This is a genomic window from Streptococcus sp. 1453, assembly GCF_013276955.1.
GTDB lineage: Bacteria > Bacillota > Bacilli > Lactobacillales > Streptococcaceae > Streptococcus.
Genome location: NZ_VMLZ01000006.1, coordinates 70597 through 83977, shown reverse-complemented (window position 1 = coordinate 83977; position 13381 = coordinate 70597). Strand labels below are relative to the sequence as shown.

General features: G+C 42.3%; 15 protein-coding genes and 1 pseudogene. 1 reads left to right on the top strand and 15 read right to left on the bottom strand.

Features of this window, described 5'->3' with window-relative positions; genetic code table 11:
• Positions 1–98: 98 nt before the first annotated feature.
• From HW098_RS05920 to HW098_RS05870, 11 genes and pseudogenes are all read right to left on the bottom strand, one after another.
• A pseudogene (locus HW098_RS05920) lies at positions 99–239 on the bottom strand (DNA mismatch repair protein MutT); the annotation flags it as partial.
• A gap of 91 nt (positions 240–330) precedes the next feature.
• On the bottom strand, positions 331–984 hold the full coding sequence (gene phoU, locus HW098_RS05915) for a phosphate signaling complex protein PhoU (protein WP_176139548.1): 654 nt from the start codon (positions 982–984) through the stop codon (positions 331–333).
• A gap of 11 nt (positions 985–995) precedes the next feature.
• Complete coding sequence (gene pstB / locus HW098_RS05910; RefSeq protein ID WP_176139547.1) at positions 996–1754, bottom strand: phosphate ABC transporter ATP-binding protein PstB; 759 nt, start codon at positions 1752–1754, stop codon at positions 996–998.
• Between the two features lie 12 nt (positions 1755–1766).
• On the bottom strand, positions 1767–2570 hold the full coding sequence (gene pstB / locus HW098_RS05905; protein ID WP_000049848.1) for a phosphate ABC transporter ATP-binding protein PstB: 804 nt from the start codon (positions 2568–2570) through the stop codon (positions 1767–1769).
• Between the two features lie 10 nt (positions 2571–2580).
• Positions 2581–3465 carry a phosphate ABC transporter permease PstA gene (pstA, locus tag HW098_RS05900; RefSeq protein WP_000543046.1) on the bottom strand — a complete coding sequence of 295 codons (885 nt, stop codon included), beginning with the start codon at positions 3463–3465 and terminating at the stop codon, positions 2581–2583.
• Positions 3455–4372 carry a phosphate ABC transporter permease subunit PstC gene (gene pstC, locus HW098_RS05895; RefSeq protein WP_049495124.1) on the bottom strand — a complete coding sequence of 306 codons (918 nt, stop codon included), beginning with the start codon at positions 4370–4372 and terminating at the stop codon, positions 3455–3457. Before pstC ends, pstA begins: the two co-directional genes overlap by 11 nt.
• Entirely contained in the window at positions 4372–5250 is an 879-nt protein-coding gene (locus HW098_RS05890) for a phosphate ABC transporter substrate-binding protein PstS family protein (RefSeq protein WP_033688482.1), read from the bottom strand. Before HW098_RS05890 ends, pstC begins: the two co-directional genes overlap by 1 nt.
• A 220-nt stretch (positions 5251–5470) precedes the next feature.
• Complete coding sequence (locus HW098_RS05885; protein ID WP_176139546.1) at positions 5471–6775, bottom strand: RsmF rRNA methyltransferase first C-terminal domain-containing protein; 1305 nt, start codon at positions 6773–6775, stop codon at positions 5471–5473.
• Positions 6776–7549 carry an inositol monophosphatase family protein gene (locus HW098_RS05880; protein WP_176139545.1) on the bottom strand — a complete coding sequence of 258 codons (774 nt, stop codon included), beginning with the start codon at positions 7547–7549 and terminating at the stop codon, positions 6776–6778.
• On the bottom strand, positions 7539–7817 hold the full coding sequence (locus HW098_RS05875; RefSeq protein ID WP_023936063.1) for a UPF0223 family protein: 279 nt from the start codon (positions 7815–7817) through the stop codon (positions 7539–7541). Before HW098_RS05875 ends, HW098_RS05880 begins: the two co-directional genes overlap by 11 nt.
• Positions 7817–8218, bottom strand: a complete 402-nt coding sequence (locus HW098_RS05870) for a Spx/MgsR family RNA polymerase-binding regulatory protein (protein ID WP_000631263.1) — start codon at positions 8216–8218, stop codon at positions 7817–7819. The genes HW098_RS05875 and HW098_RS05870 overlap by 1 nt, the downstream gene beginning before the upstream one ends.
• Positions 8219–8428: 210 nt before the next feature.
• Here HW098_RS05870 and HW098_RS05865 point away from each other — a divergent pair, with 210 nt between their 5' ends.
• Positions 8429–9595 carry an IS30 family transposase gene (locus tag HW098_RS05865; RefSeq protein ID WP_176139544.1) on the top strand — a complete coding sequence of 389 codons (1167 nt, stop codon included), beginning with the start codon at positions 8429–8431 and terminating at the stop codon, positions 9593–9595.
• 376 nt (positions 9596–9971) lie between these two features.
• Here HW098_RS05865 and HW098_RS05860 read toward each other — a convergent pair whose 3' ends face one another.
• From HW098_RS05860 to hemW, 4 genes are read right to left on the bottom strand one after another with little or no spacing between them, the layout of a single operon-like run.
• On the bottom strand, positions 9972–10589 hold the full coding sequence (locus HW098_RS05860; protein WP_176139543.1) for a TIGR01906 family membrane protein: 618 nt from the start codon (positions 10587–10589) through the stop codon (positions 9972–9974).
• Entirely contained in the window at positions 10579–11352 is a 774-nt protein-coding gene (locus HW098_RS05855) for a TIGR01457 family HAD-type hydrolase (protein WP_176139542.1), read from the bottom strand. The genes HW098_RS05860 and HW098_RS05855 overlap by 11 nt, the downstream gene beginning before the upstream one ends.
• Positions 11353–11360: 8 nt before the next feature.
• Complete coding sequence (locus HW098_RS05850) at positions 11361–12098, bottom strand: acyl-[acyl-carrier-protein] thioesterase (RefSeq protein WP_176139636.1); 738 nt, start codon at positions 12096–12098, stop codon at positions 11361–11363.
• Positions 12099–12102: 4 nt separating this feature from the next.
• Complete coding sequence (gene hemW / locus HW098_RS05845; RefSeq protein ID WP_176139541.1) at positions 12103–13233, bottom strand: radical SAM family heme chaperone HemW; 1131 nt, start codon at positions 13231–13233, stop codon at positions 12103–12105.
• Between the last annotated feature and the right edge of the window lie 148 nt (positions 13234–13381).

Genomic DNA, 13381 nt, shown 5'->3' with positions numbered 1-13381 from the left:
TATAGCATTCTTTTTGAACTTTTTACAGTATATATAATTGGTAAAAACTCAACTTCTTATTTTATCAATGTTTTAAGCACCTCTTATTATGCACAATCACCACCTGGTAATCCCCACGTTCCTTTATCTGCTCGTTTTTGTAATAAAATTTTTCCTGATTGACTTAATATTCCACAGGTAAAATTTAAAATAATTTTATCTTTTCCAACTTTTTTTCTGATATTCTGTATGTAGTTCATTATTCACCTCTGACAAAGTAAACCATCTATACAATGAAAGCTTACTGTATTAAAAAGTAAGCTTTCACAATAATTTTATCATTTGAATACTTTATAGTTCGACAATCTTACCTGTTTCAAAGTAAACAACCCATTCACAGATATTTTTAGCATAGTCTCCAATACGTTCCAAGAAGGCAATCACTTGGAAATAATCACGACCTGTAACGATGGCATCTGGATTTTTCTTGATTTCTTCTGTAGCCAAGTCACGAATGCTATCAAAGTAATGGTTGATCTTTTCATCCATGGTTGCTACTTCATAGGCCTGATCCACTGAACCATTCAGATAGAGTTCAAGGGCTGCTTCAACGAAATTCTTGACATCGCGCCCCATTCTCTTGATTTCTTCTTCAACAGCTGGGATGCGTTGCTCCCCCTTCATACGAATTGTCGCTTTGGCAATGGAAACGGCATGGTCACCCATACGTTCCAAGTCAGATACAGCCTTCAAGACTGTTAGAACTGTACGCAAGTCCTGAGAAACCGGTTGTTGGAGGGCAATCATTTCAAATGATTTCTTCTCCAATTTCACTTCGTATTCGTTTACTTCTGCATCGTCTTCGATGACTTCCTTGGCCAAATCACGGTCATGCGTAACAAAGGCACGCACTGTCCGATTGATTTGGGAGAGCACTTCTTGTCCCATAGCATAGAACTGGTTGTGCAATTTCTCCAAATCTTCTTCAAATTGAGAACGTAACATCATTTATCTCCTTATCCAAATTTTCCTGAAATATAATCTTCTGTTTCCTTGTGTTGTGGGTTGAGGAACATCTTCTTGGTATCGTTAAACTCGACCAAATCTCCATCAAGGAAAAATCCTGTCTTGTCAGAGATACGAGAGGCTTGTTGCATGGAACGTGTGACCAAGAGCATGGTGTATTTATCTTTTAGACCATACAAGGTTTCCTCAATCTTACCAGCCGAGATAGGGTCCAAGGCTGAAGTCGGTTCATCCAAGAGGATGATTTTAGGACTGGTTGCCAAGACACGGGCAACGCAGACACGTTGCTGTTGTCCACCTGAAAGCCCGATAGCTGAATCATGCAGGCGGTCCTTGACCTCATCCCAGATAGAAGCTCGTTGCAAGGCTTTTTCTACTGCTTCATCCAGCACCTGCTTGTCCTTCACTCCATTGATACGAAGCCCGTAAACAACATTTTCGTAGATAGACATAGGGAAGGGGTTTGGTTGTTGGAAAACCATGCCGATTTCCTTCCGCAATTCAACTGTATCTGTACGCGGGCTGTAGATGTTGTGGCCGTTGTAAACCACCGAACCAGTTGTGGTCACCTCTGGATTGAGATCCCCCATACGGTTGATAGCCTTGAGAAGAGTTGACTTCCCTGATCCAGATGGACCAATCAAGGCTGTAATTTCCTTAGGTTGGAAAGATAGGGAAACACTATTCAAGGCCTTCTTTTGATTGTAGTAAACGGACAGGTCTGATACCTGTAAAATCGCTTCTGTCATACTGTTTCCTTTCTATCCAAAGTGTCCTGTTACATAGTCATTGGTTGACTGTAGTTTGGCATTTTGGAAAATATTAGAGGTCTTATCGTACTCGATCAAGTCACCCAAGTAGAAAAAACCTGTGTAGTCACTAGCACGCGCAGCCTGTTGCATACTGTGGGTCACGATGATGATGGTAAAGTCCTTCTTCAATTCCAACATGGTTTCTTCCAGCTGAGCTGTCGCAATCGGATCCAAGGCTGACGCTGGTTCATCCATCAAAAGGATGTCTGGTTTAACAGAAATAGCACGAGCGATACAGAGACGTTGCTGCTGACCACCTGATAGGGTCAAGGCCGACTTGTGTAAATCATCTTTGACCTGGTCCCAAAGGGCAGCTTGACGAAGAGAGGTTTCCACAATTTCATCCAAGACTTGCTTGTCCTTAACTCCTGCACGTTCATGAGCAAAAGTAATGTTGCGGTAGATAGACTTGGCAAAGGGATTTGGGCGTTGGAAGACCATTCCGATGTGCTTGCGCATCTCATAAACATTGATTTCTGGGCGGTTGACATCAATCCCTTGATAGAGAATTTGACCTGTTACCTTGGCAATATCAATGGTATCATTCATACGGTTGAGACTGCGGAGGTAGGTTGATTTCCCTGAACCAGAAGGGCCAATTAAGGCTGTAATTTTATTTTTTTCAAATTGCATATCAATGCCCTTAATAGATTCATTTTTACCGTAGTAAACATGTAAATCCTTAGTAGAGAGGGCCACTTTCTCTTCAGGAAAGGTGATGATATGCTTTTCATCCCAATTATATTTTGACATGGCTTCTCCTTTAGGCAGCGGTTAATTTCTTGTGTAAGTAGCTTCCGAGTTTGCGAGCTCCAAAGTTAAAGATGAGGATAAAGATGAGGAGGACGGCCGCAGAACCTGCTGATACGATAGTTCCATCTGGAATGGTTCCTTCACTATTGACTTTCCAGATATGGACAGCCAAGGTTTCTGCTTGACGGAAGATAGAGATTGGGCTGGTTACACTGAGAATATTCCAGTTAGACCAGTCAAGTGCTGGAGCAGATTGTCCTGCTGTATAGATGAGAGCAGCCGCCTCACCAAAGATACGACCAGAGGCCAAGACAACCCCCGTCACGATACCTGGAAGGGCTTCTGGGATGACCACATGAACCACAGTCTCCCAACGAGAAATCCCAAGGGCCAGACCGGCCTCACGCTGCGTATGGTGAACGTGTTTCAAGCTGTCCTCAACATTTCGAGTCATCTGAGGAAGATTAAAGACTGTCAAGGCCAAGGCACCGGAAATGATTGAAAATCCATACTCAAACTGAACTACAAAGATCAAATAACCAAAGAGACCCACAACCACTGATGGCAGTGAAGATAAGATTTCAATACAGGTTCTGACAAAATTGGTCACAGGACCTTTTTTGGCATATTCAGCTAGGAAAATCCCAGCCCCCATAGATAAGGGCACAGAGATAATCAAGGTAATGACCAGAAGGAAGAAGGAATTATAGAGCTGAATTCCAATCCCTCCGCCTGCTTGGTAAGAAGAGGATTTACCAGTCAAGAAAGACCAAGAGATGTGGGGCAAACCACGAACCAAGATATAAAGAATCAAGGATGCCAAGATGGCAACGATAATTCCTGCAATTGAGTAGAGGACAGCTGTTGCAATTTTATCTAATTTCTTAGCGTGCATAGTTTTTCTTTCCTCTTTCTTTCGTAATCAATTTAATCACACTGTTAAAGGCCAAACTCATCAAGAGCAAGACTAAGGCCAGTGACCAGAGTACGTTATTGTCAACGGTTCCCATGACGGTATTTCCGATACCCATGGTCAACACAGAGGTCAAGGTCGCAGCAGGTGTTGTCAATGAAGTTGGGACAACGGCTGAGTTTCCGACCACCATCTGAATGGCCAAGGCCTCACCAAAGGCACGCGCCATCCCAAAGACCACTGCTGTAAAAATTCCTGAACGCGCCGCCTTCAAAGTCACACGCCAGATTGTTTGCCAGCGAGTGGCACCCATAGCCAAACTAGCTTCACGATAATGACGAGGTACCGCACGCAAGCTATCGGTTGTCATAAAGGTTACCGTCGGTAAAATCATGACAAAGAGAACGAAAATCCCTGACAAAATCCCAAAACCAGTTCCACCAAAGACACTACGGACAAAGGGAACTACGACCTGCAAACCGATAAATCCATACACGACGGAAGGAATTCCGACTAGCAATTCAATGGCTGGTTGCAAGATTTTTGCACCCTTTGGTGATACTTCGGTCATAAAGACTGCCGCACCAATGGCAAAAGGAGTTGCGATAAGGGCTGATAGGATTGTGACAATAAAGGAACCCAAAATCATGGGAAGGGCACCAAATTGTTTACCTGAAGGATTCCAAGTTTGTCCAAAGAGGAAATCAAAGATATTAACCCCATTTACAAAGAAGGTCGACAAACCTTTTTGGGCTACGAATATCAAAATCATAGCCACAATGATAACAATCAAAGACAGACAGGCAAAGGTCAAACCCTTTCCTAATTTCTCTAAACGAGAGTTCTTTGAGGGAGAAAGTAATTTTTTAGCTAATTCTTCTTGATTCATTAGTGACTCCCTTCTAGTGCTGTCACCGTTCCTACAGCATCTTTTTCAACCTTCATTTCCTTAACAGAAATATAGCCCATTCCCTTAACGATTCCGCTTTGCGCTTCATCTGAGAGGACAAAGTTAAGAAATTCTGCCACCAATTCATTGGGCTGACCTAGGGTGTACATGTGTTCATAAGACCACAAAGGCCAGTTATTACTTGTAACATTTTCTGCAATCGGCTCATAGCCATTCAACTTCATGCGTTTCACCGAGTCATCCACATAGGCAAAGGCTAGGTAAGAAATGGCTCCTGGTGTCTGGGAAACAATGTTTTTGACCATCCCATTTGAATCCTGTTCTTGACTCTGCACGGCAGATTGACCATCCATGACAACACTATCAAAGGTTGCACGCGAACCAGAACTTGCCGCGCGGTTGATAATGGAAATGGTTAGGTCTTTCCCACCGACTTCTTTCCAGTTGGTCACTTGACCTGTGAAGATGCTACGGAGTTGTTCAGTTGTCAGATTTTCAACATCAACTTCCTTATTTACAATCACCGCCAAGCCCGCTACGGCTACCTTATGATCCACTAGAGCGGATGCGTTGATACCGTCTTTTTCCTCGGCAAATACGTCTGAATTTCCTACATCAACGGCTCCAGACTGAACCTGAGACAGACCTGTACCAGATCCTCCACCTTGGACGTTGACTGTTTTTCCAACGTGCATAGAGCCAAATTCATCTGCTGCTGCTTCGACCAAGGGCTGAAGAGCCGTTGAGCCAACAGCTGTCATGGATTCCCCACGATCAATCCAGCTAGCACATCCCGCCAAAGAACCTGCCAGCAAAAGAGCTGCAAGGGATAGAGCGAGTTTTTTCCTTTTTTTCACTGTTTTTCTCCTTGAAAATAATGGTGAATGCTGTGAATTTTTTCAACTATTTATTTATATTTTTCTTTTGAAAATTGGGAGCCAACTGGAGTTGATAGCTTAATTTTACTAGAAAGTTGCTTAGTTACCTTTCCCACCAATTTTGACTTAAAATGAAAGACAATTTGAAAAAAATCCATACTTCCACTATAACATAGACAAGCTACTTTGACTAGCATTTTCACTTGAATCTAAGGCCTTTTGGAAAATAATTTTTCAAAACATTTCCAGTCACCTTAGCAAAGCCCAACCCATTGCCTTGAACCAAAACTTGATACCAACCATTTGGCAGACTTTCTGCCAGCTGAACAGTTTCTCCAGCCACATACTTTACAAACTCTTCTTGGTCAATTTCAACCGACTGCTTGACCTGACTCGGTTTCAAGGCTAGACCAAGAGCAAAACTAGGCTCAAAGCGTTTCTTCTTAAAGGTACCCAGATGCAGGCCATTGCGAGCAATCTTGAGTTTCCCTAACTCTGGCAAAAGTTCTGGCAGGAGATAGAGTTGGTCCCCAAAAGTCTGCAAGATTCCCCTTAGATTGATTTTCAAGTGTTTTTGGGCAAATTCCTGCCACAAAGTAACTTGTTCTCGGCTGAGATTGCTCTTACTTTCCTTATATTTAGGGGCTGGATTTTCACCATTAAATTGTAAATGGGCGACAAACTGCCCCTCTCCCTTAAACTGATGAGGGTACATCCGAGCCGTTTCTGGCAAATCAATACCAGCTACCATTCCATTGATATGCTCTACTGGCAGTAAATCAAAATCATACTCTTCCAGCAACCAATTGACAATCTCTTCGTTTTCTTCAGGTGCCCAGGTACAGGTTGAATAAACCAAGCGACCACCTTCAGCTAGCATGGTTACTGCATCTTCCAGAATTTCTCTTTGCACACTAGCACATTGACTTGGATAATCTAAGCTCCAATAGTCCATAGCATCTGGTTGCTTACGGAACATCCCTTCCCCTGAGCAAGGGGCATCAAGGACAATGAGGTCAAAATAGCCCTTAAAAACCTTGGCCAAGCGGTCAGCAGATTCATTGGTCACCACAACATTTGTCACCCCAAATCGCTCCATATTTTCAACCAAAATCTTAGCCCGTTTGCTTGAAATTTCATTGGAGACAAGGAGACCCTCCCCTGCTAGATAGGCTGCCAGCTGAGTTGATTTTCCACCTGGTGCAGCTGCCAAATCCAAGACTTTCATTCCAGGACTGGGCTGGGCTACCTGAGCCACCATTTGAGCAGCGGGTTCTTGCGAATAAACCAAACCTGTAGCATGTTCAGGCGATTTTCCTGAAACCTTCCCATAATGTCCCCAAGGAGTTTGAGGAATGGTATCAGAAAAGGAAAGTTGCGCTTCTTTTAAAGGATTGACCCGAAAGGCCGAAACCGCTTCCTCCTCAAAAGAGGCAAGAAAATCTCTTGCCTCATCTCCTAGTATCTCTTCATATTTTTCAACAAATCCTTCTGGAAATTGCATTTAAGTTCTTTTCCTTTCGTAAATATAGGAGTGAATTTCCTCCTGCATCTCAAGAGGTAGCATCATGACCGGTTGTCTGGTTTGAAAATCAAGCGGTTGACCCGATAGGGTCACCACCCGATAGCCCAGACTTTCCCCTAAAATACTAGCCGCAGCATAATCCCATGGTTGCAGATAGGTGACATAGGTCAACAAACGCCCTGATAAAATCTTGGCAAAACTAATGGCCGCACTCCCATAGACACGAACACCGAGGACAGCTCGACTCAAATCAGCCAGACCCCATTCATTGGTTTCCAACATACCACTATTGCCTGCAATAAGAAAATTTCCAAGTGGTTTTGCTTGAAAGGGAGCTAGGGGCTTATTATTTCGGCAAACCGGAAACTTACCACCACCGTGATAACAATCCCCTTTGACCACATCATAAATCAGTCCAAACTGCCCCTGACCATTTTCAAAATAAGCCATCATAACAGCAAAATCTTCCTGCTGGGCTACAAAGTTATTGGTACCATCAATGGGATCAATGACCCAAACCTTTCCTTCTTGAACCGAAGCTCGCAGACAACCTTCTTCAGCACAAATCTTATCCTCAGGATAACGGGATAAAATCTCACCAACCAAGAGTTCCTGAACTTCCTTGTCCAGTCTGGTCACCAAGTCTGTCGGAGAGGACTTGGTCTCAACACGCAAGTCTTCCTGCATGTGGTCAAGGATGTACTGACCCGCTTTCTTAATTAGCTCTTTAGCAAATTCAAATTTACTTTCCAAGAGAAATCTTTCCTTCCCCTTTTTCCTTAGCCGCCTGAACTGCTCGGTAAAGCGAATAGCCACTGACTGTTTCAAATTCTCGTCCCAAACGTTTTTCTTCACTCTTGCTTGGCACAACCGCCTTGAATCGCTTATAGGAGTCCAGTAACTTTTTAGCCTCTACCTTGCCTTCATAGGCAGCTTCAACATCATTAAAAAAAGAAAGCACTGAAGCAAGTTCTTCAGTGCTCCACGACAAATCTAGTGGGTAACTATACTGTTTGTTCATTAACTAATACCAGCTCTCATTCTTGCTTCTTTTAGTTCTTGCTTACGGTAACTACGAGGGAGAAAAGCACGAATCTCATCTTCATTAAAACCGATCTGCATACGTTTGGCATCGATAATAATTGGACGACGCAAAAGACTAGGGTACTGCTCAATCAAATGAAGCAATTCCGATACCGAAATACTCTCTACATCAATATTCAATTTTTGAAAAATTTTTGAACGAGTTGAAATGATGTCATCAGTACCATTTTCGGTCAAGGAAAGGATGTGTTGCAATTCTTTTCTTGTTAAAGGACTGGTCATAATATTGTGTTCCACAAAGGGAACCTTATGTTTTTCTAACCAGGTCTTAGCCTTACGACATGATGTACAGCTCGGTGATAGAAATAGTGTAATCATGCTTTTCTCTTCTTATCTATACTTTGCTACTTCTATTATACAAAAAAATAAAGCGCTTGACTAGGGATTTTTAGAAAAAAAAGCCTATTTTTCAAGAACGTAACTTCTCAAAGTAACTTCCACTTGCTTGACCAAAGTGGAAATTAGTCTAAAACGGATTTTTATGGTGGAATTAAGTGTGAGACGTTTGAGTTAGAAATGAGGCTCACTATGACAAAACATAAACATCTTACCCTTTCAGACCGTAACGATATCCAACTAGGCTTAGAGCGCGGTGAAACCTTCAAAGCTATCGGACAGTCCATTCTAAAAGACCCGACCACTGTCTCCAAAGAAGTCAAACGAAACAGACGAGTCCGAGAGTCTACATGCCATAACCTTCCTTGCCCTCTACTTGACAAAACTCCCTTTGTCTGTAATGGATGTCCTCAAAGAAGACAGAATTGTGGCTATAAAAAGATCTTCTACCTCGCTAAGCAAGCTCAAAAGCAGTACGAACAAACTCTTGTTGAATCTCGTGAAGGAACTCCCCTCAATTCCAAGACCTTCTGGGACATGGACAAAGTCATTTCTGAGGGTGTTAAAAAAGGACAACACATCTATCATATCCTCAAAACTCACAATCTTGATGTCAGCTCCTCAACCGTCTATCGACACATCCGAAAAGGATACCTATCTATCGCTCCTATTGACCTAGTCAGAGCCGTTAAATTCAAAGAAAGACGGAAAAATAATCTACCTTCCATCCCTAAAGAAGCTAAAAAAGGCCGTTCCTATGAGGATTTCCAAAACTATTTAGCACTGAATCAACTGAACTCTTGGCTGGAAATGGACACCGTTATGGGCAGAATGGGAGGGAAAGTCTTACTCACCTTCAATCTATCTTTCTGTAACTTTATCTTCGCTAGACTGCTGGATAATAAAACTGCTCTTGAGGTTACCAAACACCTCTATGACATCAAGAACACTCTTCACCAAGCTGACAAAGATTTCTTCCAACTCTTCCCTGTCATCCTGACAGATAATGGTGGAGAGTTTGCCAGGGTCGATGATATCGAAATGGATGTGCGAGGAGAGAGTAAACTCTTCTTTTGTGACCCTAATCGCTCTGACCAGAAAGGCAGAATTGAGAAAAATCACACGCTGATTCGCGACATTCTACCTAAAGGAACTTCTTTTGACAACTTAACTCAAGAGGATATCAATCTCGTCTGCTCTCATGTCAACAGTGTCAAACGCGCTGCTTTGAATGGAAAGTCAGCCTATGAACTCTTTGCCTTTACTTACGGAGAAGAGATTCCTAAGCTTCTCGGCATTTCTAAAATACCTGCAGAAGACGTCTGCCAGTCGTCTAAATTACTCCAACATAAGTTCTAAAAACTAATCTTCAACCCCATTCAAACGTCTCACACTAACTTCCACCATAGCGGAATTTAATCTGAAACGCTTTCAGATGAGGGGATTTTGTGCGCTCTTTTTTTCGATTCATTTTGGTTACAAAAGCAATAAAATCAAGCATGTTTAAAACCAGTGGAATTTACCCTGACACGGATTCTCACTGGTTTTTACGATTTTTATCAGACTAACTTCCACTTGGATTAGCAGTAGAACTTAGTTTGGGAATTTACCTATTTTTCAAGAAAAATAGACTGTTCGCGAACGATTGACACAATTGGATTTGGTTAATTCATTCTTAACGATGGTTTCAAATAATGTGCATTTTTATATATGTTAATTAAAAACAGCTTTCGTTTCACTTCCTACGACTTTTCAGATACAGATAGCCAAAGAAGCTCTCATAGAGGGCAAAAAAGAGGAGGAAGGCATGAAGGAAGAAGGTCTCTGGTAAAATCAGAATAACCGGATCCTTGGCTGGGTCAAAAAGCCAAGTATCATCTCCCACAAAGAGAATTTGATGGAAAAGGGTAAAGAATTGGTCAAAACCAATCAAAACTCCCCCAAGACCAATCAGCAAAGGCAAGACTACTAGAGCTAGGAGACTTCTACGATAGAGAGATAAGAATCCCTTTTTCACAATCTTATTGACAAAGAAATAGAAACTTGGCAGTGTCACTAGAGCTACTAGATGAACTAGATGAAAGAGATTCTTGACCACCGCAAAGTGGTGCAGACCAGCTGCTGACGAACGAAAATCAGGCATCTGCAAGACCTGACTAAAAGGATTGGTCAGATAATTCATCAAGATATGAAAATTGTATTGAATGGTTTCTGGTTTTAGATAGACTCGATTTGTTAAGTTTAGCCACTGAATCTCCATAGGATAGAAAATCCAAGCCAGATAAATGGTCAGAAGGATTGAGAGGGACAGGAGAAAGAGCATAGAGCCCCAAAAGGTCAGTTTAGTTTTCATCAAAATTCCACTCCGCAAGGCTAGAAACCACATGAGTCGGTGCGATTGGCAGGTCTGCTACTTCTTCTGCCTTGGTAAAACCAGTCGTCACCAAGAGCGTTGGAACGCCATTGTCAATCCCTGCTCGGATATCAGTCAAATAATTGTCCCCAACCATGATTAACTCTTCACGTTCCAAACCTAAGTGCTCAACCGCCTTGTCCATAATGATAGCATTTGGTTTCCCGATATAAACCGGCTTCACTCGTGTTGCCACTTCAAGAAGGGTAATCAGTGAACCAGCACCAGGCAAAAGACCACGCTCTGTCGGGATGTTGAGGTCAGGGTTGGTTCCGATAAAATGAGCTCCCTTTTGGATAGCTAGAGTTGCTGTCGCAAATTTTTCATAGTCGACTTGCCAGTCCAGACCTACTACCACATAGGCAGGATTTTCCTTGTCTTCCACATAGCCAGCCGCCTTGATGGCTTCCTTGAGGCCTGCTTCTCCGATGACATAGACCGTCTTTTCAAGCCCCAAGTCGTTCATATAGTCGATCGTTGCCAAAGTCGCTGTGTAGACAGTCGATAGGGGTGTATCGATATTAAAATTCTGAGCCAGCATCTCCTGAACACTCTCTGGAGTGCGGGTTGTATTGTTGGTCACAAAGAGATAGGGGATATCTCGCTTTTGCAATTCATGGACAAAAGCCTCTCCTGCCGGAATTCGATCTTTCCCCTTATAAATGGTTCCGTCTAAATCAATTAAATAGCCTTTATATTTCATATTTTTCTCTAATCCTTCTTCATTTCTTGCCAAGTGATGATAGCTTGGGCATTGGTAGCACCGTCGCTTGTAATCTCATGCTTGCTTTTCAGTCCAATCCGTTCAACAGCCGATGTAATCACCCCACCTGGTCGAACTTCCTTGACATACTTGAGGTTGATTTTCTTGGGAATATATTGGGTCAAAAAATCAGCTCCCATAACCTCAAAAATCCAGTCCAGATATTTACTGTTATTGACATGGCCATTCATATCCAAGTCGTAAAAACGAACATGGTAATCCTTGCTGACTGGCTCGTCCAAGGATTCATACTTTGGTCCGCGGATGAGCTTTTTATCAAAATCAGACTGGTACGGAGCCACAATCTCAGGTTCTACTGCATGGACTTTTCGACTGTCTCGATCCATGAGAACAAAGGTCGCCATCATGTGGATAAGGTTCTGACCTACTTCATCATAAATAGTAAAGCGACGGTAGCAAAAGAGTCGATTGTAGCTCAAAGCTTCCGTTTCGATGGTGATTTCTTCCGCAAAACGAGGCAAACGAACCACCTCAATATCATATTCTGTGATAACCCAGACTAGATTATAGTCCTCCAAAATAGTCTTATCACTAACTCCTAGTTCAATAGACTGCATCCCTGAAACTTGTAGGGATAGCAAAACCACATCTGGAAGTTTAATATGACCGTTCATATCAGCCATATCAAAAGGAATTTTCATTTTCATTTGATAAGTTAAGCCCATCATCCTACTCCAAAATAAATCGTTCTGCTACGGTGTCTCCTAAAAAGAGACCTCTTTTTGTCATGCGAATTCGGTCACCGTCTATTTGCATGAGACCTTGTTGTACCAAGTCTCTGACAATTTCTCCATAAAGTCCATCGAAAGACAGTCCAAATTTTTCCTCAAATCGCGCCATCGAGACTCCTGATTTCTTGCGGAGGCCCAAGAACATTTCTTCTTCCATTTGCTCTTTTTGACTCAAGTGTTCCTCTGTGATACGAGTATTGCCTTCCTCAACTGCACTGAGATAATGACGAATCGGACCATGGTTTTTATAGCGAACACCATTGACATAGCCAGACGCCCCAGCACCGATGCCATAGTATTCAGCATTGTCCCAGTACATGAGATTGTGACGACTTTCAAAACTGGGTTTGGAGAAATTGGAAATCTCATAATGTTCAAAACCAGCTCGCTCTAGCTCTGCGATGATGTACTCAAACATCTCAGCTTCCAGTTCCTCCTTAGGCAGAGGCAATTTTCCTCGTCGCATCCGATTCATAAAGACCGTGTGATTTTCCAAAATCAAGCTATAAAGACTCATATGGGGAATATCCAACCCAATGGCTTTAGCCACATTTTCCTTGACCTGCTCCATGGTTTGACCTGGCAGCGCATAAATCAAATCGATGGAGATATTGTCAAAACCAGCCAGTTTCAGGCGGTCGATATTTTCATAAATATCCTTCTCCAAATGACTGCGCCCAATCTTTTTCAGCATTTTGTTATCAAAAGTTTGCACGCCTAGAGAAACACGATTGACAGCCGAGTTTTTCAAAACGGCTATCTTATCCGCATCCAAGTCGCCTGGATTGGCTTCAATGGTCAACTCTTCTAAGACAGACAAGTCCAAGTTTTTAGTCAAGCCATCCAGTAATACCTCCAGTTGCGGAGCTGACAAAGCTGTCGGTGTGCCACCACCGATATAGAGGGTTCTCAACTTTTGAATATCATAAGATTGAAACTCTTTTAACAGATGTTCCAAATAACTATCTACCGGCTGATTCTTGATGAAAACCTTTGAAAAGTCACAATAATAACAAATCTGGGTACAAAATGGGATGTGCACATAGGCTGACGTTGGTTTTTTCTGCATAGTAATTATTATACCACAAAAGCGAACAATACTTAGAATTCCGTTTAACAAAATCCTAGCATTGTTCGCTTTCTTTATCTAATCATTCTTTGTATTTTATGGATAACACGATTCCCAGAACCAATCTAGTTTGTCTTTATAATACAAA

What these genes read in the sequence shown, in the direction of transcription:
- phoU (WP_176139548.1), bottom strand. Translation starts at nt 984, where the DNA reads ATGTTACGTTCTCAATTTGAAGAAGATTTGGAGAAATTGCACAACCAG.
- pstB (WP_176139547.1), bottom strand. Translation starts at nt 1,754, where the DNA reads ATGACAGAAGCGATTTTACAGGTATCAGACCTGTCCGTTTACTACAAT.
- pstB (WP_000049848.1), bottom strand. Translation starts at nt 2,570, where the DNA reads ATGTCAAAATATAATTGGGATGAAAAGCATATCATCACCTTTCCTGAA.
- pstA (WP_000543046.1), bottom strand. Translation starts at nt 3,465, where the DNA reads ATGCACGCTAAGAAATTAGATAAAATTGCAACAGCTGTCCTCTACTCA.
- pstC (WP_049495124.1), bottom strand. Translation starts at nt 4,372, where the DNA reads ATGAATCAAGAAGAATTAGCTAAAAAATTACTTTCTCCCTCAAAGAAC.
- HW098_RS05885 (WP_176139546.1), bottom strand. Translation starts at nt 6,775, where the DNA reads ATGCAATTTCCAGAAGGATTTGTTGAAAAATATGAAGAGATACTAGGA.
- HW098_RS05875 (WP_023936063.1), bottom strand. Translation starts at nt 7,817, where the DNA reads ATGAACAAACAGTATAGTTACCCACTAGATTTGTCGTGGAGCACTGAA.
- HW098_RS05870 (WP_000631263.1), bottom strand. Translation starts at nt 8,218, where the DNA reads ATGATTACACTATTTCTATCACCGAGCTGTACATCATGTCGTAAGGCT.
- HW098_RS05865 (WP_176139544.1), top strand. Translation starts at nt 8,429, where the DNA reads ATGACAAAACATAAACATCTTACCCTTTCAGACCGTAACGATATCCAA.
- HW098_RS05860 (WP_176139543.1), bottom strand. Translation starts at nt 10,589, where the DNA reads ATGAAAACTAAACTGACCTTTTGGGGCTCTATGCTCTTTCTCCTGTCC.
- HW098_RS05855 (WP_176139542.1), bottom strand. Translation starts at nt 11,352, where the DNA reads ATGAAATATAAAGGCTATTTAATTGATTTAGACGGAACCATTTATAAG.
- HW098_RS05850 (WP_176139636.1), bottom strand. Translation starts at nt 12,098, where the DNA reads ATGGGCTTAACTTATCAAATGAAAATGAAAATTCCTTTTGATATGGCT.
- hemW (WP_176139541.1), bottom strand. Translation starts at nt 13,233, where the DNA reads ATGCAGAAAAAACCAACGTCAGCCTATGTGCACATCCCATTTTGTACC.